Raw genomic sequence first — 18,714 nt, 5'->3', positions numbered from 1 at the left:
TTGCCGTGCTTTGTGCGCGGAAAGCGGAGGATTTTTTCATGGCCCAGGTGATTTCGAGCGACGGCACGGCGATCGGCTATGAGATCGTCGGGTCCGGCCCGCTTGTCATTCTGATATCCGGGGCGACGCAATATCGGGCGGTCGATACGGTCACGCCGCGCCTCGTTGCGCATCTTTCCGCGCATTATTCCGTCATCACCTATGATCGCCGCGGGCGCGGCGCATCAGGCGATACCTGGCCCTATAGCGTGGCGCGGGAAGTGGAAGATATTGCAGCGCTCATGGATGCCCATGGTAGCCAGGCCTATCTCTTCGGCATGTCTTCGGGCGCCATCCTGGCGCTTGAGGCGGCCTCCGTCATGCCGCGCAGCATCCAGGCCGTTGCGCTTTACGAGCCGCCTATCGACCCGGCCCAGTCGAGCGAAAGTTTTCGTATCCAACACGGGCAGATGGCCATGCTCGCAGCCGAAGGACGGGCCGACGATATGCTGGCCGATTTCCTGTCCGGCGTCGGGCTTTCGACCATGGCGCTCACAGCCTTCAAGGCAAGCCCTGCTTGGGCCGCCTATGCCGCGATCGGGCTCACCATCGAGCACGATTATCGCCTCTTGGCCGATGCCCGCGCTGGGGCAACACCGCCCGAGCGCTGGCAGAACGCCATAATGCCGGTGCTGGTGCTCGATGGGGATGCCAGCCTACCCTTCATGTCTGCCGGAGCCGATTGGGTTGCCAAGGGCCTTCACAACGCCGAGCGGCTGACACTCGCCGACCAGAGCCACAACTATGATCCGGACGTTCTCGGCCCGCTGCTGACGGTTTTCTTCAAGCTCGGTACCGTGCAGGTTCATTGATCGCGCCGACCATGTCGGCTGTTCTGGAAAGAGGTCGGCGGAAACCGCGGCAGGGGCAGATGGGACGAGAAATTGAACGACAACATGCTCCAGCGGGCCATGGGACTTCCATCTTCTATCGGCTTTATCCTGCCCGTTCGCCTGAGCGCGGCGCGGTAATTCTTGTTCATGGCCTTGCATCCTCGGGCATCCAGTTCGACGCAGAAGCCAAGCGCTTTGCCGCACAGGGTTACCGCGTACTGGTGCCCGACTTGCGCGGGCATGGAGAGACGGGCGCACCGCGCCAGCCGATCCGGATCGAGGACTATTCCATTCCGACCCTTGCCGCGGACATGCTGGCGCTGCTCGACCATGCCGGTGTCGAATCGGTCCACTGGGTCGGCAATTCCCTTGGCGGTATCCTGGCCCTCTCGCTTCTGGGTACCCCGGCCAAGGCGCGAATCAAGACCCTAGCAATCTTCGGCACCTGCTTTGCGCTCGACCTGCCATCGCCCGTCGTTTCGCTCGTGAAGATGGTCTTTTTGCCCGGCGCGGCACGAACGGCTCCGTTGGTGGCGCGGACCACCACAATCAATCCACGGGGCCAGCGTGCCATTGTCGAAGCGATAAAGCAGTTCGATGCCGGCGCTGGAGCCGCTATTGCCGCCCATGTGCGGCGCTACGACTTCACTGCCATTGCGCTCGCCTTTCGGGCGCCGCTCCTCGTCCTGCAAGGCGGCAAGGATCATGCGGTCAATCTGGCGTTGAACAAGCAGCTGGTGCAATTCATGCCGCGCGCAAATTTCACCCATGTCGTCCTCCCGCGCGGCGGGCACTGCGCCAATTTCGACATGCATGATGAATTCTGCGCCGCCCTCGAAACCCATTGGGCCCGCGCTGCGGCATTCTAGATCCGGAAAACAAAAAGGGCCTCGAAGGACCCTTTGTTTCTCAAATCCGCAGACCTGAGAATTGGAGCGGGCGATGGGATTCGAACCCACGACCCTAACCTTGGCAAGGTTATGCTCTACCCCTGAGCTACACCCGCGCTCCGTGTCGCCGGCGCCTTGCAGCGCGTCGACGGCGGCCTATATGCCTAATGATCAGACCGATTGCAACCCTTCTTCTTCGCTTTCATGTCAACTTGTTGAAAGCCTGTGGGAAGTAGGACTTGCAAGCGGGGTGGCGCGGGCGCAAAAAGGCCCGCGACTGCTCACCAATGCCCATTCGCGAGAGCTTCTCATGTCGATTTCTTCTCCTGGCGCCAACGGCGCTGCTGCTTCCGCCCCGGCTGCCGATCTCATCCGCGAGTCGTCCGATGCAGGTTTCCGCGCCGATGTGCTCGAAGCCTCGCGCGATACCCCGGTGCTCGTCGATTTCTGGGCCCCCTGGTGCGGTCCCTGCCGTCAACTCACCCCGGCGCTTGAAAAAGTGATCCGCGAAAAGAACGGCGCCATCAAGCTCGTCAAAATCAATATCGATGACCATCCCGGTGTCGCCGGCCAACTCGGCGTCCAGTCGATTCCGGCTGTGTTCGCCTTTGCCGGCGGCCGTCCTGTCGATGGTTTCATGGGCGCCATGCCGGAAGGCGAAGTGCGCCGCTTTGCCGAACGCGTGATCGCGGCAGCGCCGCCAGCTGCCCCGGCTGCCGATTCGCTGGAAGCCCAGATCGCCGAAGCCCTCAAGGTTGCCGAGGAGGCTGTGGCTGCCGGCGATCTCAGCCAGGCGGCACAGATTTTTGGCATGGTCCTCCAGCATGCGCCGGACAATGAGGTTGCCCTCGTCGGCCTTGCCAAGGTCTATTTCGACGCCGGCGAATCCGAACAGGCGCGCGTCACCCTCGCCATGGTGCCCGAGGAAAAGCGCAAGGACGATGCTTATCTTGCGCTTTTCAATGCCATCCGTCTTCACGACGAAGCCGCCCATCTTTCCGAATCGGCAACGCTCGAAGCTGCCGTTGCAGCCGACCCGAACAACCATCAGGCCCGATTCGATCTTGCCGTGGTGCTCAACGCGGAAGGCAAGCGTGTTGAAGCGGCAGAAGCGCTGGTTGCCATTTTCAAGCGCGACCGGACCTGGAACGAGGACGGGGCGCGCAAGAAGCTGCTCGAATTTTTCGAGGCCTGGGGGCCAAAAGACCCGGCGACGCTTAAGGGGCGGCGCCTGCTTTCCGCTGCTCTCTTTTCCTGAGGGATCGCACCATGCCGCAGCGCCCCACCAGCCCGACAGATGTGCCGGACGTGGTTCCGATCTTTCCCCTGACCGGGGCGCTGTTGCTGCCGTTCTCGCACCGGCCGCTCAATATCTTTGAGCCACGATATCTCGAAATGGTCGATCGTGCCCTTGCGACGGACCGCCTGATCGGGCTGATCCAGCCTGAAGATACGAGCGAAGAAAGTCCGCAAGGCCAGGTGCCGCTTCACGAGATCGGCTGCCTTGGCCGGCTGACGCATTTCGAGGAAAGCGGTGACGGACGCTATTTCATCATCCTCGAGGGCGTGACGCGCTTTCGCATTCTCGAGGAGATCAAGGACGGCGCGCCATTTCGCAAGGCGCGGATTTCCGCCGAGGGCTTTGGCGCGGACTTCACGCACAACGAGGGCGAGGAGGCGGTGGATCGCATGCGCTTTCTCAAGATGATGCGCGACTATGCCGAATTCGCCAGCATCGAGCTCAATTGGGAAGAGATCGAGCGCACGGGCACGGCGGACCTCGTCAATTTCTGCGCCATGGTCTCGCCCTATGGCCCGGCCGAAAAGCAGGTTCTGCTTGAAGCGCAGACGCTGTTCGACCGCGCCGAAACCCTGATCGCCATGACCGAATACGAGATGGCGCGCGGCGGCAAGGGCGCGGTGCCGCTCAACTGATGGCGGACCCGGAAAAGCCCGACCCGCGCCATATTGTTGATCGGCAGGTGCTGGAAATGCTGGTCTGCCCGCTGACCAAGACCCGGCTGACGCTTTCGGCGGACCGCAAGGAATTGATCTCGGTCGCGGCGCGGCTGGCCTTTCCCATAGTCAAGGGCGTGCCGCTGCTTGGGCTCGAAGAAGCGCGCAATATCGAACCCGAGGAAGTCCAAGCGCTGACGCGCCGCCCGCCAGGCTAGATCGGCAGGCCACTAAGGAGTTTTGGTCCGCTCTGCGCCAGGCCGGACGCGGCGCGAATCATGGCGGTCTTGACCGGTTCGGCGCGATCGACGAGGCCGAGGCCGAAATCGCGCAAGGCGCGGACCGGGGCTATGTCGTTGGAGAAAAGCCGGTTCATGCCATCGGTCACCATGACCATGCTGGCCGTATCGAGCCGCCGCCAGGACTGGTAGCGGGCAAGAACCTCCTCGCTGCCGTGGTCGAGCCCGAGCCGAAGCGCGTCGACGATGACCTCGGCCAGCGCTGCAACGTCCTTGAGGCCGAGATTGAGGCCTTGCCCGGCAATCGGATGGACCACATGGGCGGCATCGCCGACGAGCGCCAGCCGCGGACCCGCAAAGGCGCGCGCCACCTGCATACGGAGCGGAAATCCCATCAGTTTGTCCTCGAGCGTAACCGCGCCAAGGGTCGAGCCCATCGCTTCTTCGATGGCGATGGCGAGCGCGTCGCTGTCCATGGCGAGATAGGTCTTGGCGCTCTCGCTGGTTTCGGTCCAAACGAGCGAGGAGCGATTGCCCTTGAGCGGAAGGCTCGCAAACGGCCCGGCGGGACGGAAATGCTCATAGGCGACGCCATCATGCGCGAGCTCGTGCGCAATGGTCGCAACGAGCCCGGTCTGGCGATAATCATGGCCGATGGTGCCGATGCCGGCGCGCTGGCGGAGCGCGGACTGCGCGCCATCGGCCGCAACGATCAGCGGCGCGCCGATGGTGCGGCCATCGGCGAGCACCAATAGTCCCTCGGACCAATCGGCAATCTCGGCCGGCGCGATGACCGTGACGAGATCGGCCATGGCGCTCATCAGCGCTGCGCTGCTCGCCTGATTGGGCACCATATGGGCAAAGGGCTCGCCGGGGGCGACGTCCCCATCGAAGGTGAGAAAGAGCGGCCGCGCGATGTCGCCGGTGCCCGAATCGGTGATGCGCATGGCCGTGATCGGCTGGGATTGCGGCTCCATATCGGCCCAGACACCCAAGGCATCGAAGATGCGGCGTACGCCGGCAGCAATCGCGGAGGCGCGATTATCCTTGGGAACCGAGAGCGGACGGCGATCGATCAGGGCGATGCGCATGCCGCGCATGGATTGCGCGAGCGCCAGCGCCAGGGTCATGCCGACGGGCCCGCCTCCCACGATTGCCACGTCGAACCGCTCGGCTGCCGTCTTGTCCATACCCGTCTCCATTCTCCCGTCCCTTGTCGCGCTGCCCGGGCCTTGAAGCAAGTGCGCCCTATGACGCGGCTAAATTTTAGGCAATCGATGGGCTGGGCGCCCAAAAAGAATGCGCTGATCTGCCCATTTCCGAGTCTCCGAATTCGGTCCCCGGTTAAACCATTGTAAATACGCAAGGATTCCTGCCGCTTCGGTTGGCACGGCTCTTGTTACTGTCCTGTCGTTCCAAAACGCGCCCAGCGGCGCCAAGGGGGTCATATGAAACTGGTGGTTGCCATCATCAAGCCGTCGCGGCTCGAAGAGGTCCGTCAGGCGCTCAACTCGCTCGATGTTCACGGCATGACCGTTACCGAGGTGAAGGGTTACGGGCGTCAGAAGGGTCACTCCGAAATCTATCGCGGCACCGAATATGCCGTGCATTTCCTGCCCAAGCTCAAGCTTGAGATCGCCGTCGACGACAGTCTCGCCGACCAGGTGAGCAATGCCATTCGCGACTCGGCCCAGACCGGCCGTATCGGCGATGGCAAGATCTTCGTGCTGGACCTATTGGCCGTCACCCGTATCCGCACCGGCGAAACCGGCGCGTCCGCCCTCTAAGTGTCTTGGGGAGAAACAAGATGAAGATAAGCAAGCTACTTGGAGGCGCCACGCTGGCCTCTCTGCTGCTGGCCCTGCCGGCTTTCGCCCAGGACGCTGCCGCTCCTGCTGCCGAAGCTGCCGCTGAAGTCACGGCTGTTGTCGATAAGGGCGACGTTGCCTGGATGCTCGTTTCCACCATGGTCGTCATCGTCATGACCATTCCGGGCCTGGCGCTCTTTTACGGCGGTCTCGTCCGCGCCAAGAACATTCTTTCGGTTCTGACCCAGGTGTTCCTCGGCTTCTCGATGATCGCCATTCTCTGGGTCGCTTACGGCTACTCGCTGGCCTTTGCCGGCCCGACCGAAGGCGGTCTCTCGGCTTTCGTTGGCGACCTCTCCAAATTCTTCCTCTCGGGCGTGACGCTCGAATCGCGTGCGGCGACCTTCTCGGCCGGCTTCGAGCTGCCCGAAATGGTCTTTGTGGTGTTCCAGCTGACCTTTGCCTGCATCACCTCGACCCTCATCATCGGCGGTATCGCCGAACGCATGAAGTTCGGCGCCCTGATGGCCTTCCTCGCCATCTGGTTCACCTTCTCCTATATACCGATGGCCCACATGGTCTGGTCGGGTCCGGGCCTCCTCTTCGGCATGGGCGCCTATGACTTTGCCGGCGGCACCGTGGTCCACATCAATTCCGGTGTGGCCGCGCTCGTCGCCGCCATCGTTCTCGGGCCGCGTCTCGGCTTCATGAAGGAACCGATCCCGCCCCATAACCTCGTCCTCACCTATATCGGTGCGGGTCTTCTGTGGTTTGGCTGGTTCGGCTTCAATGCTGGCTCGAACCTCGAAGCCAATGCGCTGACCGCCGTTGCCCTGATCAACACGGTTCTGGCCCCTGCTGCCGGTGCGTTGGCCTGGGCCCTTGGTGAACGCATCACCCGTGGCCATGCCTCGGCCCTCGGTGCCGTCTCGGGTGCCGTTGCCGGGCTCGTCGCCATCACGCCCGCTGCCGGCTTTGCCGGTGTCGGTGGCGCCATCGTTCTCGGCGCCATCGCTGGCGTCGTCTGTCTCTGGGCCGTCGTTACCCTCAAGCCGCTCCTCAAATATGACGACTCGCTCGACGTGTTCGGCATCCACGGCGTCGGCGGCATCATCGGTGCGCTCGGCACGGCCATCGTTGCCGCGCCCGGCCTCGGCGGTTACCCGCTCGGCGATGCCGCGGCCTATTCGATCGGCGGCCAGTTCATGGTGCAGCTGACCGGCGTCGTGATCGCCGTCGTCTGGTCCGGTGTCGTGGCCCTCGTTGCCATGCTCATCGTCAAGGCGATCTTCGGCGGCGCGCGCATCAGCGAAGCGGGCGAAAGCGATGGTCTCGACCTCGCAAGCCACGGCGAGCGCGCCTACAACTGACGCTCTCCGGCGGGCGGCGCTGCGGCGCCGCCTGCTCCTTTCTCCTGGTGTGCGGCCTGCTTCCTCTTGGCCCGCCACAGAGGCTTCCCACGCACATCGGCGGGCCGCACTCCAGGAGAAAGTCCTTTACACCCGGGCGCAAGGACGTCCCGGTGCTTCTCATCTCCCAGCTCTCCACAACGTTCCGGACGCAGCGGGAAACGCTCCACAAGCGGTCAGGCGTCCGGGTTAGCACCCGATTAACCCTACCGCTTTAGCATGCAGGCGATGCGGGGCCCGCGAATGGGTCGTGGCCCCAAAAAGTAATGCGTGCCATGCCCAGCCATCCCGTTCCGACGCTCGACGATGTCCGCCCCGTGCCTCCGCGCCGGTCCGCTGCCCGCCCGAAGGCCGCAGCTGCCGCGATGCCCAAGCCGGCACCGGTGCTTTCGATTCGCATTCCGCTGCGCGTCGTCGGCTTCATTCTGCTTGCGCTGTCGGCGATCGTTCTCGTTTCGCTCAGCAGCTGGTCGGTAGATGATCCCTCGCCATCGTTCGCGACCGATAAGCTTCCCGACAATCGCTTGGGCTATGTCGGCGCTGCGATTGCCGATCTCGTCTTCCAGTTTCTGGGCCTGAGCGGCGTCGTCATGGTGATCCCGCTCGCCATATGGGGCTGGTCCATGGTGCGCAAGCGCCGGCCGACGAGCTTTGCCCTGCGCGCCCTCTGCTGGATTGGCGCGACCTTCCTTTCAACCGGGGTCTTCGCCTTCGTTCCGGTCCCTGACACCTGGCCGCTGCCAACCGGGCTCGGTGGGCTCGCCGGCATGCTCTTTACCAATCTTTCGACCATGATCGCCGGCGCGACGCCGCAGCCGATCACCGGCGCGCTCTTTGCCATCATCATCGCCATCCCAAGCTTTGCGCTGCTCTGGGTCGCCATGGGCCTCGGCACTGCAGTGCCGGTAAAGCCTGAAAAGCCGAGCGCACGCAAGGCCGCGGCCATTGCCGAGGACGACGAGGAAGAAGAAACCAACCCGCTCATGGACGTTGCGCTCGGCGCCGTGGTCCATATGGGCTATTCGCTACGCACCGCCTGGCGCCGGGCCCGGGCCGCGCAGGCGGCGCGCCATGGTGAAGACGAAGATTGGCGCGAGCACGAGCAGGAGCCGGGGATCGAAATTACGCCCGTGGCGCCGGTCCGTGGCGCCGTCGAACCCGTCCTCGCTTCGCCCCGCCGCATTCATGCGCCGGTCGAGCCGGCGTTTGAGGCCGAGCCTGTGGTTGCAGCGCCGCGCGTCAATGCCCGACCCGCCTATGACGAAACCGAAATCGACTACCCGGACGAAGTCGAGGACGATGCCATTCCCTTCGTGCCGGACATGCCGATTTCTCAGCATCCGGCCGTCGCCAGCCATACCCAGCGTGGCGATTCCCGCTTCCAGCCGGTCGATCACGCCGCCCCGCGCGTCGTGGCTCCGGCCCCGCGCCCGGTGCCCGGCCAGCGTGTTTTCCGCGAGGCCCAGCCCAGTCTTCTCGACGAGCCGCATGGCTTTGAACTGCCGGCTCTGAGCCTTCTTGCCGAACCAAGGCATAGCGGGCCTTCGCCCGAGCACGCCCCAGAACGGCTCGAAGCCATGGCGCGCCGGCTCGAGGAAGTCTTGAGCGACTTCGGCGTCAAGGGCGACATCATCAATGTTCGCCCCGGTCCTGTCGTTACGCTCTTCGAACTCGAACCGGCCCCTGGCATCAAGTCGAGCCGCGTCATCTCGCTCGCCGACGATATTGCCCGCTCGATGTCGGCCATTTCCGCACGTGTTGCGGTGGTGCCGGGCCGCAATGCCATCGGTATCGAACTGCCCAACCAGACGCGCGAAACCGTCTATTTCCGCGAAATGCTGGCCTCGTCCGATTTCGAGAAGATGAAGGGCAAGTTGCCGATCTGCCTCGGCAAGACCATTGGGGGCGAGCCGATTATCGCCGACCTGGCGCGCATGCCGCACTTGCTGATCGCCGGTACCACCGGCTCGGGTAAGTCCGTGGGTATCAATACCTTCATTCTCTCGCTGCTCTATCAGATGACGCCCGAGCAGTGCCGCATGATCATGATCGATCCGAAAATGCTCGAACTCTCGATCTATGACGGCATCCCGCATCTGCTCACCCCCGTCGTGACCGACCCGCAAAAAGCGGTCGTGGCTCTCAAATGGGCGGTGCGCGAGATGGAAGATCGCTATCGCAAGATGAGCAAGATCGGCGTCCGCAATATCGACGGCTTCAACCAGCGCGTTTCCGAAGCCGCCAAGGAGGGCCGGGTCATCACCCGCACGGTCCAGACAGGCTTTGACCGCGATACTGGCGAGGCGATCTACGAAAGCGAAGAATTCGACCTGCAGCCGCTGCCCTATATCGTCGTCATCGTCGACGAAATGGCCGATCTGATGATGGTCGCCGGCAAGGACATCGAAGGCGCCATCCAACGCCTCGCCCAGATGGCCCGCGCCGCCGGCATCCATATCGTCACCGCGACACAGCGCCCGTCGGTCGACGTCATCACCGGCACGATCAAGGCCAACTTCCCGACCCGAATCTCGTTCATGGTGACGAGCAAGATCGACTCGCGCACCATTTTGGGCGAGCAGGGCGCCGAGCAGCTCCTTGGCAATGGCGACATGCTCTACATGGCCTCGGGCGGCCGCACCAAGCGCCTCCACGGCGCCTTCGTTTCGGATGCCGAAGTCGAGGCGGTGGTCAACCACCTCAAGAGCCAGGGCGCGCCGGACTATCTCGACTCGGTCACGGCGGACGACGAGGAAGGCGGCATGGATACGGGCGGCGGCGGTGGCGGCGACGACTATGCCGGCTCGGGCGACGAGCTCTATGACAAGGCCGTGCATGTGGTGCTGACCGACAAGAAGGCTTCCACATCCTACGTCCAGCGGCGCCTCGCCATCGGCTACAACAAGGCTGCAACCCTGATCGAACGGATGGAACGCGAAGGCGTCATCAGCCCGGCCAATCATGCCGGCAAACGCGAAATTCTCGTCGGAAACAATGCCGACGGGTACTAAGAGTTTTGCGTTTGAGGTGAAAGGCCCCGGTGTTCAGCCGGGGCTTTTTGGTTTTGGACGTCGGCCCCCACCCAGCCTTGCTCTGGTAGGGGAAGCGCGGTGGGGGGGTACTTCAACACACCACCGCATCAGCCCTAGCCTCAAACTCCCTCGGCCCCACCCAGCCCGGCTCTTTCTTCTTCGGCGCATCCACAATGCGAACGATCACCGAGCAACCGCCCGATTTCACCATGAAAGCATCCGGTCCAGTCATTTCAACTGCATCGATCAACCGGCCGATCCCCATCGCCACTGTCGCAGCTTCGAGAACGGCCGCAAATTCGGCCTGCCGCTGATAGTGCGGCGGCAAGGCGGCGATGGCTGGCGTCGTTGCGGCCGTCAGAAGCGTTAAGCATGCCATGATCTTCAGCATCGGTCTTCTCCCCTCCTGCGTGGAACTTTCCACCTCTTGCCGCAATTGCTGCCTAGGTTAGTTTGAACCACAAAAAACCTGCGAGGATAACCTGTCCATGATTCGCCGCCACGCTCTTCTGCTCGGTGTCGCTTTCGCCCTGGCGCCCATCTTGCCGGTTTTAGCGCAGGGCCGCGCCCTGACCCCGGAAGAGCAGCAGCTGATCGCCGATATCAACGCGCATAATTCGGCGATCCGCACCATGGTGGGCCGGTTCCTGCAGATCGACACCAGCGGCGGGCGTACCGAAGGCACCTTCTTCCTCGAGCGTCCGGATAAGGTGCGGTTCCGCTACAATCCTCCGAGCCGGGAAGAGATCGTTTCGGTCGGCCGCGGCTTCTATGTCCTCAACCGCCAGGACGAAACCTATTACGCCTATCCGCAGGACACGATTCCGCTCCGGCAGTTCCTGGGAGAAAAGATCGATCTCTTGAGCGCCAATGTGCTCGATGTGACGACGTCGGACGGCTATATTTCGATTACCGTGGTCGATGAGACCGTCGCCGGTACCGTGCAGGTCTCGCTGGTATTCGACACTGAAACCAAGGATCTGGCGCAGTGGAGCCTGGTTGAGCCGAACGGCTCGGAACTGACCTTTTCGCTTTATGACGTCGAAAAGGGCGTCGAGATTCCACGCTCGTACTTTTCCATTCCCGCGACCTACAAGGGTGTCGATCCCTCGACACGGTGAGGGGCAAGCGCTCGAACCATACGAAAAGGCCTCCCAGCGGGAGGCCTTTTGCTTTTACGCTTCAGGAACCGCTTAGCGGCCGAAGAAATAAATCCCGACCAGTCCGAACACACCCACCGCGATGCGCCACCAGGCGAAGGGCGCAAAGCCATAGCGCGAGACGAAGTTGAGAAGATAGCGCACGACGATCGCGCCGACGATGAAGGCGGCGGCAAAGCCGATCGCGACATTGAGGGCGATGGACGTGTCGATGAGGTCGCGGCTTTTGTAAAGATCGTAGCCGAAGGCGCCGACCATGATGGGAAGCGCGATGAAGAAGGTGAACTCGGCGGCGGCGCGCTTGCTGGCGCCAAAAAGCATGCCGCCGACGACCGTCGAGCCGGAGCGGGACACGCCCGGCACCAGCGACAGCATCTGGAAAAGGCCCACGATCAGCGCCAGATGCCAGGGAAAAGTGTAGATGTCGTCATACTTTGGCTTGAGATCGAGCCGGTCGACGATGAGGAGGATGAAACCCCCTATCAGCAGCGTCCAGCAGATCAGCGCCGCCGATTCCCAGAGGTCGCCCTGAATGAAATCGCGAAGGAGCACGCCGGCGATGACGGCCGGGAAACAGGCGAGAATGACGGAAAGCGCGAAGTTCCAGGCATAGCGCTTGCCGGTCAGCGCATCACGGATCAGGACGCCGAGCTTGGCGAAGTAGACGGTGACGACGGCCAGGATGGCCCCGAGCTGGATAAGGACGACGAAGGTCGCCGGCTGGGTCAAACCGAAGAAATGGCCGGCGAGCAGGAGATGGCCTGTTGAGCTGACTGGTAGGAATTCGGTAAGCCCTTCGAGAATTCCCAGAATAAGCGGCACAAAAAGACCTTGATCGGCGTTCATTTGATCTCCTAACTCGTCTTCTGGGCCGCTTGCCCTGTCTTAGCGATGTTCGACTGCACCGCCAAGCGTGGACATGTGAAAAGCAGCCGCGCGTCAACCAGAGCCCGTTCATGCCCACTCTCGTGCATTATCCCCTCGACCCCGCCTCGCGCCTCATCCGGTTGATGTGTGCCGAATATGGCGTGCCGCTCGATGTTGAGGAGATCAAGCCATGGCTGCGCGAGCCGCATCTGCTCGATCTCAACCCGGCGGCAACGCTGCCTATTCTCGTCACCGATGACGAGGTGCCGATCATCGGGATCTTGGCCGCGATCCATGCGGTGGAAGATATCTACACGCTCGAAACCATCGGCGGCCTCGTGCCCAACCATCCGCTCGAGCGCGCCGAGATGTGGCGGCTCGTCGAATGGATGCTGGTCAAGTTCAACGACGAGGTAACCCGTTATCTTTTCGAGGAAAAAATCTCCAAGCGCGACATTCCCGGCGCCACGCCCGAGCCGTCGGTCCTCCGCGCAGCCAAGGCCAACCTGAGCGAGCACATGCTCTATTTCAACTGGCTCCTTGCGAGCCGCAAATGGCTTGCCGGCGAAGAGATGACGCTGGCCGACTTTGCGCTCGCCGCGCACCTTTCGACGCTCGACTATATGGGCGATATCGATTGGGCCAAGGCAGCCGAGACGCGCGACTGGTATTCGCGGCTCAAGTCCCGCCCCGCATTCCGCACCCTGCTCAACGACCGCGTCGTTGCCATGCAGCCGAGCAAGGGGTATGCCGACCTCGATTTCTGAAAATTTCGGGCCGGGGATATCTATGCGCGCATTTTTCTTCGGCCTCGGATTTTCCGCGCAGGCCAGTGCCCAAAGGCTGCGCCAAAACACCCAATTCGGTACCATTACGGGAACGGTTCGAACCCCCGAGAAGGCGGATCGGTTAACCAATGGCGGTCTCGATGCCGTCGTCTTCGACGGCACTGCGCCCGGCCCCGACGTGGCGGGGACGCTGAGGGATTGCACGCATGTCGTCGTCTCGATCGCACCCGACGAGGAGGGCGATGTGGTGCTGCGCCACCATCGCGCCGAACTCGATGCGATGCCGGACCTGCAATGGCTCTGCTATTATTCCACGGTCGGGGTCTATGGGGATTTCGACGGCGCCTGGATCGACGAGTCGGCGCCGCTCGTGCCGCGCAACCTGCGATCCGATTTTCGCGTCAAGGCCGAGGAAGAATGGATTGCTTACGCCAAGGCGCGTGGCGTGCCACTCTGCATCTTGCGGCTTGCCGGCATCTATGGGCCAGGGCGATCGAGTTTCGATCGGCTGGCGGACGGCACGGCGCGGCGGGTGATCAAGCCCGGGCAGGTGTTCAACCGCATTCATGTGGCCGACATCGCGCGCGTGACCGAGCTTGCCGCGATGCGCCGGCTGGCCGGAATTTTCAATCTTGCCGATGACGAACCGGCGCCGCCGCAGGATCTGATTACCTACGCAGCACGAAAAATGGGCGTCGAACCGCCGCCGGAAGTGCCTTTCGAGCGTGCGGACATGTCGCCCATGGCCCGCAGCTTTTATCGGGACAACAAGCGCGTTTCGAATGCCGCAATCAAGAAGGCGCTGGGAATCGAACTTCTGTATCCCGATTATCGGGCCGGGCTCGACGCACTCTGGGAGGCGCGCCGATGACGCTTCAATCCGCAAAATCGACGCCGCGGGACATCGTTCTCGAAGGGCGCTATGTGCGGCTCGAGCCGATCGCGCAAAAGCATGCGGCCGATCTTTATGCCGTCTCGACCGTGCCGGGCGGGCCCGAGCGCTATCGCTGGCTGTTTAGCGAAGCGCCGACATCGCTGGCCGATATGGAAGCGCGGATCGCCCTCGCCAATGCTGGGCAGGACCGTTATGTCGCGATCATCGACAAGGCGAGCGGCCGGGCGCTGGGCCAGCAGGGCTGGATGCGTATACGGCCCGAACACGGCTCGATCGAGATCGGCGGCGTTTATTGGGGCCTGCCCATGGCGCGCACGCGCCTTGCCACCGAAGCGCTCTATCTTTTCGCCCGCCATGCCTTCGACGACCTCGGCTATCGGCGCTTCGAATGGAAATGCAACGATCGCAACGAACCCTCCAAGGCGGCGGCGCGGCGTTTTGGCTTCACCCATGAGGGCGTCTTCCGCCAGGACATGATCCTCAAGGGCGAAAGCCGGGACACGGCCTGGTTCTCGTTGCTCGACGGCGAATGGCCGCGCATCAGGGCCGAATTCATGCGTTGGCTGGACCCGGAGAATTTTGGCGCCACAGGGCAGCAGAAGACGCGGTTGGAGATGGGGCGGTAAACAGAGGTCTCCGCTTTCGCGGGGATGACAGCTTGGATGATCAGGGCGAGAAGGTCGCCACTGTTCGGATGTTGAGATGAAATCCTAGCTTTGCACCATGCCCAGCACTGCTGCGCGCAAGCGCTCGAGATCCTCGTTCCGGCTCAGGCGGTGATCGCCGTCCGGGATCAGCGTGTAGGTGACCGGATCGTGGAGGATGTGGGTCAGCAGTTTTTGCGCGTGGGCGGGCGGGACGTCCGGGTCGCGTCCGCCCTGGAGGATATGGACGGGGCAGCCGGTTTCGATGACGCGGCCGAAGAGGAGATGGTTGGCGCCGTCATCGAGCAGCTTTTTGGTGTAGCGATAGGGGCCATCTCCATAGGCGCTATCGCGATCCACATGGCCGGTGGCGACAAGTCTCGCCTGTTGCTCGGAGGTCAGGCGGGCAGGGATGAGATCGTGGGTGGCGTCGACCGCGGGGGCGATCAGGACGATGCCAGAGAGCCTCTTTTCCCCGGTTTGAAGGAGATGGCGCGCGAGCAGCAGGGCAAGCCAGCCGCCCATGGAAGAGCCAATGAGGATCTGCGGGCCAGTCGTCTCGCCGAAGACGGCAATGGTTTCCTCAAGCCAGCGGCTGATGGTGCCGTCCTCGAAAGTGCCACCGGAGGCGCCGAGGCCGGAATAATCGAATCGGGTGACCGACAATCCTTTTTCGGCGCCGAGGGCGTCGATGGCGCTCGCCTTGAGGCCCATCATGACAGATCGGAAACCATTGAGCCAGAAAAGCCCGGGCACCTTTCCGGGGCGGCGCAGAATACCTATATCACGTCGTGAGGCTTCTTCGCCCACCGTAAGACTTTGGGACACAAGGCTAGTCACGGGGAACTCATCGGTGCTAAGGAACTTCTACCGGCAGATGGTGTGGCGCTTTTGAAGCGCAATAGGCGGAAAATCAGCATTTCCGCCAGTTGACTTCTCACCCCGCTAACACGATTTTATGGCCGATTTCACCCCTGGCAGTAACAGCTTGAAGGAACGCTTGCCATTCGTCGTCCAATGAGACCAACAGCGCCCCAGAAGGATGGGCCGCTTGCCAACGAGGACATCACCAGCCCCGACATCCAGCTTATCGATGCCGAAGGCGAAAACCGCGGTGTTGTTCGAACGCGTGATGCGCTGACCGAAGCGCAGGAGGCCGGGCTCGACCTGGTCATCATCGCGGCGAACTCGAATCCGCCGGTTGCCAAGATGCTCGATCTTGGCCGCTTCAAATATGCTGCCCAGAAGAAGGCAGCCGAGGCACGCAAGAAGCAGAAGGTTATCGAAGTCAAGGAAGTTCAGCTCCGGCCGAACATCGACACCCATGACTACGAGACCAAGATGAAGGCTGTGCAGCGGTTTCTGGGCGAAGGCGATCGGGTCAAGGTGACGATGCGTTTTCGCGGCCGCGAAATGGCGCACCAGGACATCGGCATGCAGCTTCTGGTCAAGATCAAGGAAGAGATGGAAACCATCGCCAAGGTCGAAAGCCAGCCGCGGTCTGAAGGCCGCCAGATGGTCATGGTTCTCGCGCCCAAGTAAGGCGAGCAGATTTTTGGTTTTTTGAAGAGGCGGGCCTTCGGGCTCGCCTTTTTGTTTAGGCTGCTGGACGCCGATCTGGCGAACGGAAGCAGCTAGTATTCGATCTCGGAAAACTGGGCATCCCGCGCGTCATAGACGAGGACGCGACCGATGAGCGGCTTGCCGATGCCGGTCATCAGCTTGATCGCCTCCATGGCCATGAGCGTGCCAATCACTCCGGTGACGGGGCCGATGATGCCGTTGAGTTCGCAGGAGGGGAGACTGTCGTCATCCGCCTCGGGGGCGAAGAGGGCATCGTGGCGCGGGCCGCCGAGATGGGGCGCAAAAACCGTGACCTGACCCGAAAACATCGACACCGCGCCCGAAACGAGCGGCTTTTGCTGGGCTTCGGCGGTGGCGGCAACGAGGCGGCGTGTCGAAAGATTGTCCGACCCGTCAAGGACGAGGTCATAGGGCAAAAGCATAGTTTCGGCATTGGCCGGGGAGAAGGCGGCGGGAATGGCATCCAGGATGACGTGGGGATTAAGTGCTCCGGCAAAAGTCCTCGCGCTCTCGACCTTCAAACTGTCGATGGCTTGGGTCGTATGGACGATCTGGCGCTGGAGGTTCGAGAGCGAAACAGTGTCCGGGTCGGCGATGCCGATGCGGCCGATGCCGGCGGCCGCAAGATAAGCCAGCGCCGGGCTGCCGAGGCCGCCGGCACCGACGATCAGGACTTTCGCTGCCTTGAGCTTTTGCTGCGCGACGCCGCCAAAACCCTTGAGGACCAGATGTCGGGCATAGCGCCGGGTTTCATTGCGGGAGAAAGGGGCGTCAGAAGGCAAAGGGAACCGCCAGAAAACGCCGGTCGGGGCCCTCAAAACCACCCGGATAGACCGAAACAATGGCAACGCCCGTGCCCTCTGGTGCGTCGAGCGCGGGAAGGACAACGGCATAGAGACGATAATCGAGCGGACAGCCGCGCGACCGGGGCAGGGCGCCCTCGTCGCGGTGAACGGTGACGGGCTCGGCGCCGCCCGATAGTTCGAGCGCGAAACCAAGTGGTTCGCTGCCAAAGTACCCCGAACAATCCTCAAGCGATGTCGCGGGAAAGCTGGTGAGTGTCAGCTGACGCTGTTCAATAACGGCGCCGGCTTCGTAACCCGGCCGCCCGAAGGCAAGGGTTTTGGCGTCGGTATCGGGCACGCCATCGCCGATCAGCGCCGCGATATCGACAGGCGCGGAGATCTCATATTGGTCGATAGTGGCAAAGGCTTCGCTCATTGCCTCGGCACGAATGGCGAGAAGCGGGGTGTATTCGTCCTCGGCCCGGGCACGGAATGGCGTGCCCTTGACCCAGGCGTCATTGGCGAGGTCGATGACATAGATCGTGGAATAGGGAAAGCCGGACCCATCCTGGATGCCGTATTCCTCGAAGGCGAAATATTTGGCATCGGGCGAAAAGCCGATAAAATCGATCAGAGCCCGGTCTCCCGCCAAGGCGGGCGACATCGACAGGCTCAATATCCCAACTAGACTAGCGGCCAGTCGAGCCGAAGCCGCCAGCGCCACGTTCCGTTTCATCGAGCGTCTCCACCACGGTAAAACTTGGTTGGACGACCGGAGCGACCACCATTTGCGCCACGCGTTCGCCGCGGGTGATGGTGAAGGGCTCCTGTCCGAGATTGACGAGGATGACTTTGACCTCGCCGCGATAATCGGCGTCGATGGTACCGGGAGAATTGAGCACCGTCACCCCATGTCGGGCAGCAAGCCCGGAGCGCGGCCGGACCTGGGCTTCGTAGCCTGCGGGCAGCGCCATGGCAAAGCCACAGGGCACGAGCGCGCGAGCCTGGGGGGCGAGAACGATCGGCCCATCTTCGGGCAGCGCAGCGCAAAGGTCGGCACCGGCAGAGAGCGCCGTCTGGACTTTTGGAAGCGGCAGGCCGAGGCCATGGGACAGCCATTGGAGCGAAATTGAAAGGGTCATGGAGCGCGCACCACGGCAAAAAGTTGGTCTGGAAGCTCGGCCGTGCCGTTGAAAAGATCGAGCATGGAAATGACAGTTTTGGCGCTCTTGCCGTCCTTGGCGAGCTCCATATTCGTGTCGGTGATCTCGGCTCCGGAAACGCTGATGGTGATGGTGCGGCCGGAAAAATAGGCTTCGATCATCTCCGTGCTCGCCGGGTCGAGCGGCAGGGCGCCATTGACCTCGCGGGCGATGCCGGCTGTCGGCAGCGTCACGCGGACGAGGCCCGGTCCGGCAGGAGTGAAGGCGATGTCATCGGGGCCATTGCCCAAGCTTGTGAGCGAGGCAAATTCGCCTTCCTCGATGATGGTGCAGGTCGCGCTGCCGTCAGCACTCTTGCGCAACGTGCCCTCGGCGCAAAAACGCGGGAGGGGTTCGTCCTCGGGCTTTGCGGCCTCCGCATTGGTGCGCATCATGGCGTAAAAATCGGCGCTCATCACCTCGGTCAGGGTAGCCCTGGCGGTGGTGTCACCGGTGATCGCCACGTCGACCGTGGCATCGACGCAGCCGGCAAGCGCGGCGCCGAATGCAGCCAGGATGGCGAACTTGCCGATGGCCTTGAGCACCGGCTTCGTCTCCGAAAGCCATGGAGCAGCACTGCGAA

The 18,714-nt window shown here is 62.6% G+C and carries 21 protein-coding genes and 1 tRNA gene; 13 read left to right on the top strand and 9 right to left on the bottom strand.

From position 1 onward, the window contains the following. Positions 1-38 precede the first annotated feature (38 nt). Both VW35_RS09260 and VW35_RS20560 read left to right on the top strand, forming a co-directional pair. Positions 39-851, top strand: coding sequence for an alpha/beta fold hydrolase (locus tag VW35_RS09260; protein ID WP_046142776.1), 813 nt, complete (start codon positions 39-41; stop codon positions 849-851). A 59-nt stretch (positions 852-910) separates the two neighbouring features. Next, entirely contained in the window at positions 911-1,741 is an 831-nt protein-coding gene (locus VW35_RS20560; protein WP_161796888.1) for an alpha/beta fold hydrolase, read from the top strand. A 62-nt stretch (positions 1,742-1,803) separates the two neighbouring features. Here the strand turns inward: VW35_RS20560 and VW35_RS09250 are convergent. After that, positions 1,804-1,878: transfer RNA gene (locus tag VW35_RS09250), tRNA-Gly, on the bottom strand. 194 nt (positions 1,879-2,072) lie between these two features. Between VW35_RS09250 and VW35_RS09245 the strand changes: the two genes are divergently transcribed. From VW35_RS09245 to VW35_RS09235, 3 genes are read left to right on the top strand one after another with little or no spacing between them, the layout of a single operon-like run. After that, positions 2,073-3,020 carry a thioredoxin family protein gene (locus VW35_RS09245; protein ID WP_046143030.1) on the top strand — a complete coding sequence of 316 codons (948 nt, stop codon included), beginning with the start codon at positions 2,073-2,075 and terminating at the stop codon, positions 3,018-3,020. Positions 3,021-3,031: 11 nt separating this feature from the next. Further along, the gene (locus VW35_RS09240; RefSeq protein WP_046142775.1) at positions 3,032-3,697 is read left to right on the top strand and encodes an LON peptidase substrate-binding domain-containing protein; all 666 of its coding nucleotides are present in this window, start codon (positions 3,032-3,034) and stop codon (positions 3,695-3,697) included. Beyond that, positions 3,697-3,936, top strand: a complete 240-nt coding sequence (locus VW35_RS09235; protein WP_046142774.1) for a Trm112 family protein — start codon at positions 3,697-3,699, stop codon at positions 3,934-3,936. Before VW35_RS09240 ends, VW35_RS09235 begins: the two co-directional genes overlap by 1 nt. Here VW35_RS09235 and VW35_RS09230 read toward each other — a convergent pair. Further along, positions 3,933-5,147 (bottom strand): FAD-dependent monooxygenase, encoded by a 1,215-nt coding sequence (locus VW35_RS09230; protein WP_046143029.1) that lies wholly within the window; start codon positions 5,145-5,147, stop codon positions 3,933-3,935. The genes VW35_RS09235 and VW35_RS09230 overlap by 4 nt on opposite strands. Before the next feature lie 258 nt (positions 5,148-5,405). Between VW35_RS09230 and VW35_RS09225 the strand changes: the two genes are divergently transcribed. The 3 genes from VW35_RS09225 (at position 5,406) to VW35_RS09215 (ending at position 10,185) form a co-directional block, all read left to right on the top strand. Further along, complete coding sequence (locus VW35_RS09225; RefSeq protein ID WP_046142773.1) at positions 5,406-5,744, top strand: P-II family nitrogen regulator; 339 nt, start codon at positions 5,406-5,408, stop codon at positions 5,742-5,744. A gap of 20 nt (positions 5,745-5,764) precedes the next feature. Next, positions 5,765-7,135, top strand: a complete 1,371-nt coding sequence (locus VW35_RS09220; RefSeq protein WP_046142772.1) for an ammonium transporter — start codon at positions 5,765-5,767, stop codon at positions 7,133-7,135. Between the two features lie 314 nt (positions 7,136-7,449). Next, a complete protein-coding gene (locus VW35_RS09215) occupies positions 7,450-10,185 on the top strand; it encodes a DNA translocase FtsK (RefSeq protein ID WP_425283763.1) in 2,736 nt (911 codons plus the stop codon). A 112-nt stretch (positions 10,186-10,297) separates the two neighbouring features. On the opposite strand, the gene VW35_RS09210 is transcribed toward VW35_RS09215, so the two are convergent. Continuing rightward, the gene (locus tag VW35_RS09210) at positions 10,298-10,597 is read right to left on the bottom strand and encodes a hypothetical protein (protein ID WP_052951613.1); all 300 of its coding nucleotides are present in this window, start codon (positions 10,595-10,597) and stop codon (positions 10,298-10,300) included. A gap of 97 nt (positions 10,598-10,694) precedes the next feature. Here VW35_RS09210 and VW35_RS09205 point away from each other — a divergent pair, with 97 nt between their 5' ends. Beyond that, positions 10,695-11,327 carry a LolA family protein gene (locus tag VW35_RS09205; RefSeq protein ID WP_052951612.1) on the top strand — a complete coding sequence of 211 codons (633 nt, stop codon included), beginning with the start codon at positions 10,695-10,697 and terminating at the stop codon, positions 11,325-11,327. 72 nt (positions 11,328-11,399) lie between these two features. Here the strand turns inward: VW35_RS09205 and VW35_RS09200 are convergent, their stop codons facing one another. Further along, entirely contained in the window at positions 11,400-12,212 is an 813-nt protein-coding gene (locus VW35_RS09200) for an undecaprenyl-diphosphate phosphatase (protein WP_046142771.1), read from the bottom strand. Between the two features lie 110 nt (positions 12,213-12,322). On the opposite strand from VW35_RS09200, the gene VW35_RS09195 reads away from it, so the two are divergent. Genes VW35_RS09195 through VW35_RS09185 form a run of 3 tightly spaced genes read left to right on the top strand, consistent with a single transcriptional unit; the run spans position 12,323 to position 14,542 of the window. Then, entirely contained in the window at positions 12,323-13,000 is a 678-nt protein-coding gene (locus VW35_RS09195) for a glutathione S-transferase family protein (protein ID WP_046142770.1), read from the top strand. A 22-nt stretch (positions 13,001-13,022) separates the two neighbouring features. Continuing rightward, positions 13,023-13,892 (top strand): SDR family oxidoreductase, encoded by an 870-nt coding sequence (locus VW35_RS09190; RefSeq protein ID WP_046142769.1) that lies wholly within the window; start codon positions 13,023-13,025, stop codon positions 13,890-13,892. Continuing rightward, on the top strand, positions 13,889-14,542 hold the full coding sequence (locus VW35_RS09185) for a GNAT family N-acetyltransferase (protein ID WP_046142768.1): 654 nt from the start codon (positions 13,889-13,891) through the stop codon (positions 14,540-14,542). Before VW35_RS09190 ends, VW35_RS09185 begins: the two co-directional genes overlap by 4 nt. A gap of 84 nt (positions 14,543-14,626) precedes the next feature. Here VW35_RS09185 and VW35_RS09180 read toward each other — a convergent pair whose 3' ends face one another. Then, entirely contained in the window at positions 14,627-15,400 is a 774-nt protein-coding gene (locus VW35_RS09180) for an alpha/beta hydrolase (protein WP_046142767.1), read from the bottom strand. A gap of 165 nt (positions 15,401-15,565) precedes the next feature. Here VW35_RS09180 and infC point away from each other — a divergent pair, with 165 nt between their 5' ends. Further along, complete coding sequence (gene infC / locus VW35_RS09175) at positions 15,566-16,102, top strand: translation initiation factor IF-3 (RefSeq protein ID WP_083982606.1); 537 nt, start codon at positions 15,566-15,568, stop codon at positions 16,100-16,102. Between the two features lie 92 nt (positions 16,103-16,194). Here the strand turns inward: infC and VW35_RS09170 are convergent, their stop codons facing one another. Genes VW35_RS09170 through VW35_RS09155 form a run of 4 tightly spaced genes read right to left on the bottom strand, consistent with a single transcriptional unit; the run spans position 16,195 to position 18,676 of the window. Beyond that, positions 16,195-16,926 carry a HesA/MoeB/ThiF family protein gene (locus VW35_RS09170; protein ID WP_046142765.1) on the bottom strand — a complete coding sequence of 244 codons (732 nt, stop codon included), beginning with the start codon at positions 16,924-16,926 and terminating at the stop codon, positions 16,195-16,197. Then, positions 16,916-17,665 carry a DUF2259 domain-containing protein gene (locus tag VW35_RS21990; protein ID WP_083982604.1) on the bottom strand — a complete coding sequence of 250 codons (750 nt, stop codon included), beginning with the start codon at positions 17,663-17,665 and terminating at the stop codon, positions 16,916-16,918. The genes VW35_RS09170 and VW35_RS21990 overlap by 11 nt, the downstream gene beginning before the upstream one ends. Further along, entirely contained in the window at positions 17,619-18,071 is a 453-nt protein-coding gene (dut, locus tag VW35_RS09160) for a dUTP diphosphatase (RefSeq protein WP_046142763.1), read from the bottom strand. Before dut ends, VW35_RS21990 begins: the two co-directional genes overlap by 47 nt. Next, positions 18,068-18,676 (bottom strand): hypothetical protein, encoded by a 609-nt coding sequence (locus VW35_RS09155; protein ID WP_152662542.1) that lies wholly within the window; start codon positions 18,674-18,676, stop codon positions 18,068-18,070. Before VW35_RS09155 ends, dut begins: the two co-directional genes overlap by 4 nt. Positions 18,677-18,714: the final 38 nt, after the last annotated feature.

Origin of the sequence: Devosia soli, assembly GCF_000970455.1 — a bacterium.
Taxonomy (GTDB): domain Bacteria; phylum Pseudomonadota; class Alphaproteobacteria; order Rhizobiales; family Devosiaceae; genus Devosia; species Devosia soli.
The sequence above is the reverse complement of the archived record's forward strand: the minus strand, read 5'-3'. Positions and strand labels throughout refer to the sequence as shown.

Excerpts from the sequence above, each read along its gene's own strand:
- VW35_RS20560 (WP_161796888.1), top strand. The coding sequence starts at position 911 with ATGGGACGAGAAATTGAACGACAACATGCTCCAGCGGGCCATGGGACT.
- VW35_RS09225 (WP_046142773.1), top strand. The coding sequence starts at position 5,406 with ATGAAACTGGTGGTTGCCATCATCAAGCCGTCGCGGCTCGAAGAGGTC.
- dut (WP_046142763.1), bottom strand. The coding sequence starts at position 18,071 with ATGACCCTTTCAATTTCGCTCCAATGGCTGTCCCATGGCCTCGGCCTG.
- VW35_RS09210 (WP_052951613.1), bottom strand. The coding sequence starts at position 10,597 with ATGCTGAAGATCATGGCATGCTTAACGCTTCTGACGGCCGCAACGACG.
- VW35_RS09200 (WP_046142771.1), bottom strand. The coding sequence starts at position 12,212 with ATGAACGCCGATCAAGGTCTTTTTGTGCCGCTTATTCTGGGAATTCTC.
- VW35_RS09195 (WP_046142770.1), top strand. The coding sequence starts at position 12,323 with ATGCCCACTCTCGTGCATTATCCCCTCGACCCCGCCTCGCGCCTCATC.
- VW35_RS09190 (WP_046142769.1), top strand. The coding sequence starts at position 13,023 with ATGCGCGCATTTTTCTTCGGCCTCGGATTTTCCGCGCAGGCCAGTGCC.
- VW35_RS21990 (WP_083982604.1), bottom strand. The coding sequence starts at position 17,665 with ATGAAACGGAACGTGGCGCTGGCGGCTTCGGCTCGACTGGCCGCTAGT.
- VW35_RS09230 (WP_046143029.1), bottom strand. The coding sequence starts at position 5,147 with ATGGACAAGACGGCAGCCGAGCGGTTCGACGTGGCAATCGTGGGAGGC.
- VW35_RS09245 (WP_046143030.1), top strand. The coding sequence starts at position 2,073 with ATGTCGATTTCTTCTCCTGGCGCCAACGGCGCTGCTGCTTCCGCCCCG.
- VW35_RS09220 (WP_046142772.1), top strand. The coding sequence starts at position 5,765 with ATGAAGATAAGCAAGCTACTTGGAGGCGCCACGCTGGCCTCTCTGCTG.
- VW35_RS09205 (WP_052951612.1), top strand. The coding sequence starts at position 10,695 with ATGATTCGCCGCCACGCTCTTCTGCTCGGTGTCGCTTTCGCCCTGGCG.
- VW35_RS09215 (WP_425283763.1), top strand. The coding sequence starts at position 7,450 with ATGCCCAGCCATCCCGTTCCGACGCTCGACGATGTCCGCCCCGTGCCT.
- VW35_RS09235 (WP_046142774.1), top strand. The coding sequence starts at position 3,697 with ATGGCGGACCCGGAAAAGCCCGACCCGCGCCATATTGTTGATCGGCAG.
- VW35_RS09240 (WP_046142775.1), top strand. The coding sequence starts at position 3,032 with ATGCCGCAGCGCCCCACCAGCCCGACAGATGTGCCGGACGTGGTTCCG.
- VW35_RS09185 (WP_046142768.1), top strand. The coding sequence starts at position 13,889 with ATGACGCTTCAATCCGCAAAATCGACGCCGCGGGACATCGTTCTCGAA.
- VW35_RS09260 (WP_046142776.1), top strand. The coding sequence starts at position 39 with ATGGCCCAGGTGATTTCGAGCGACGGCACGGCGATCGGCTATGAGATC.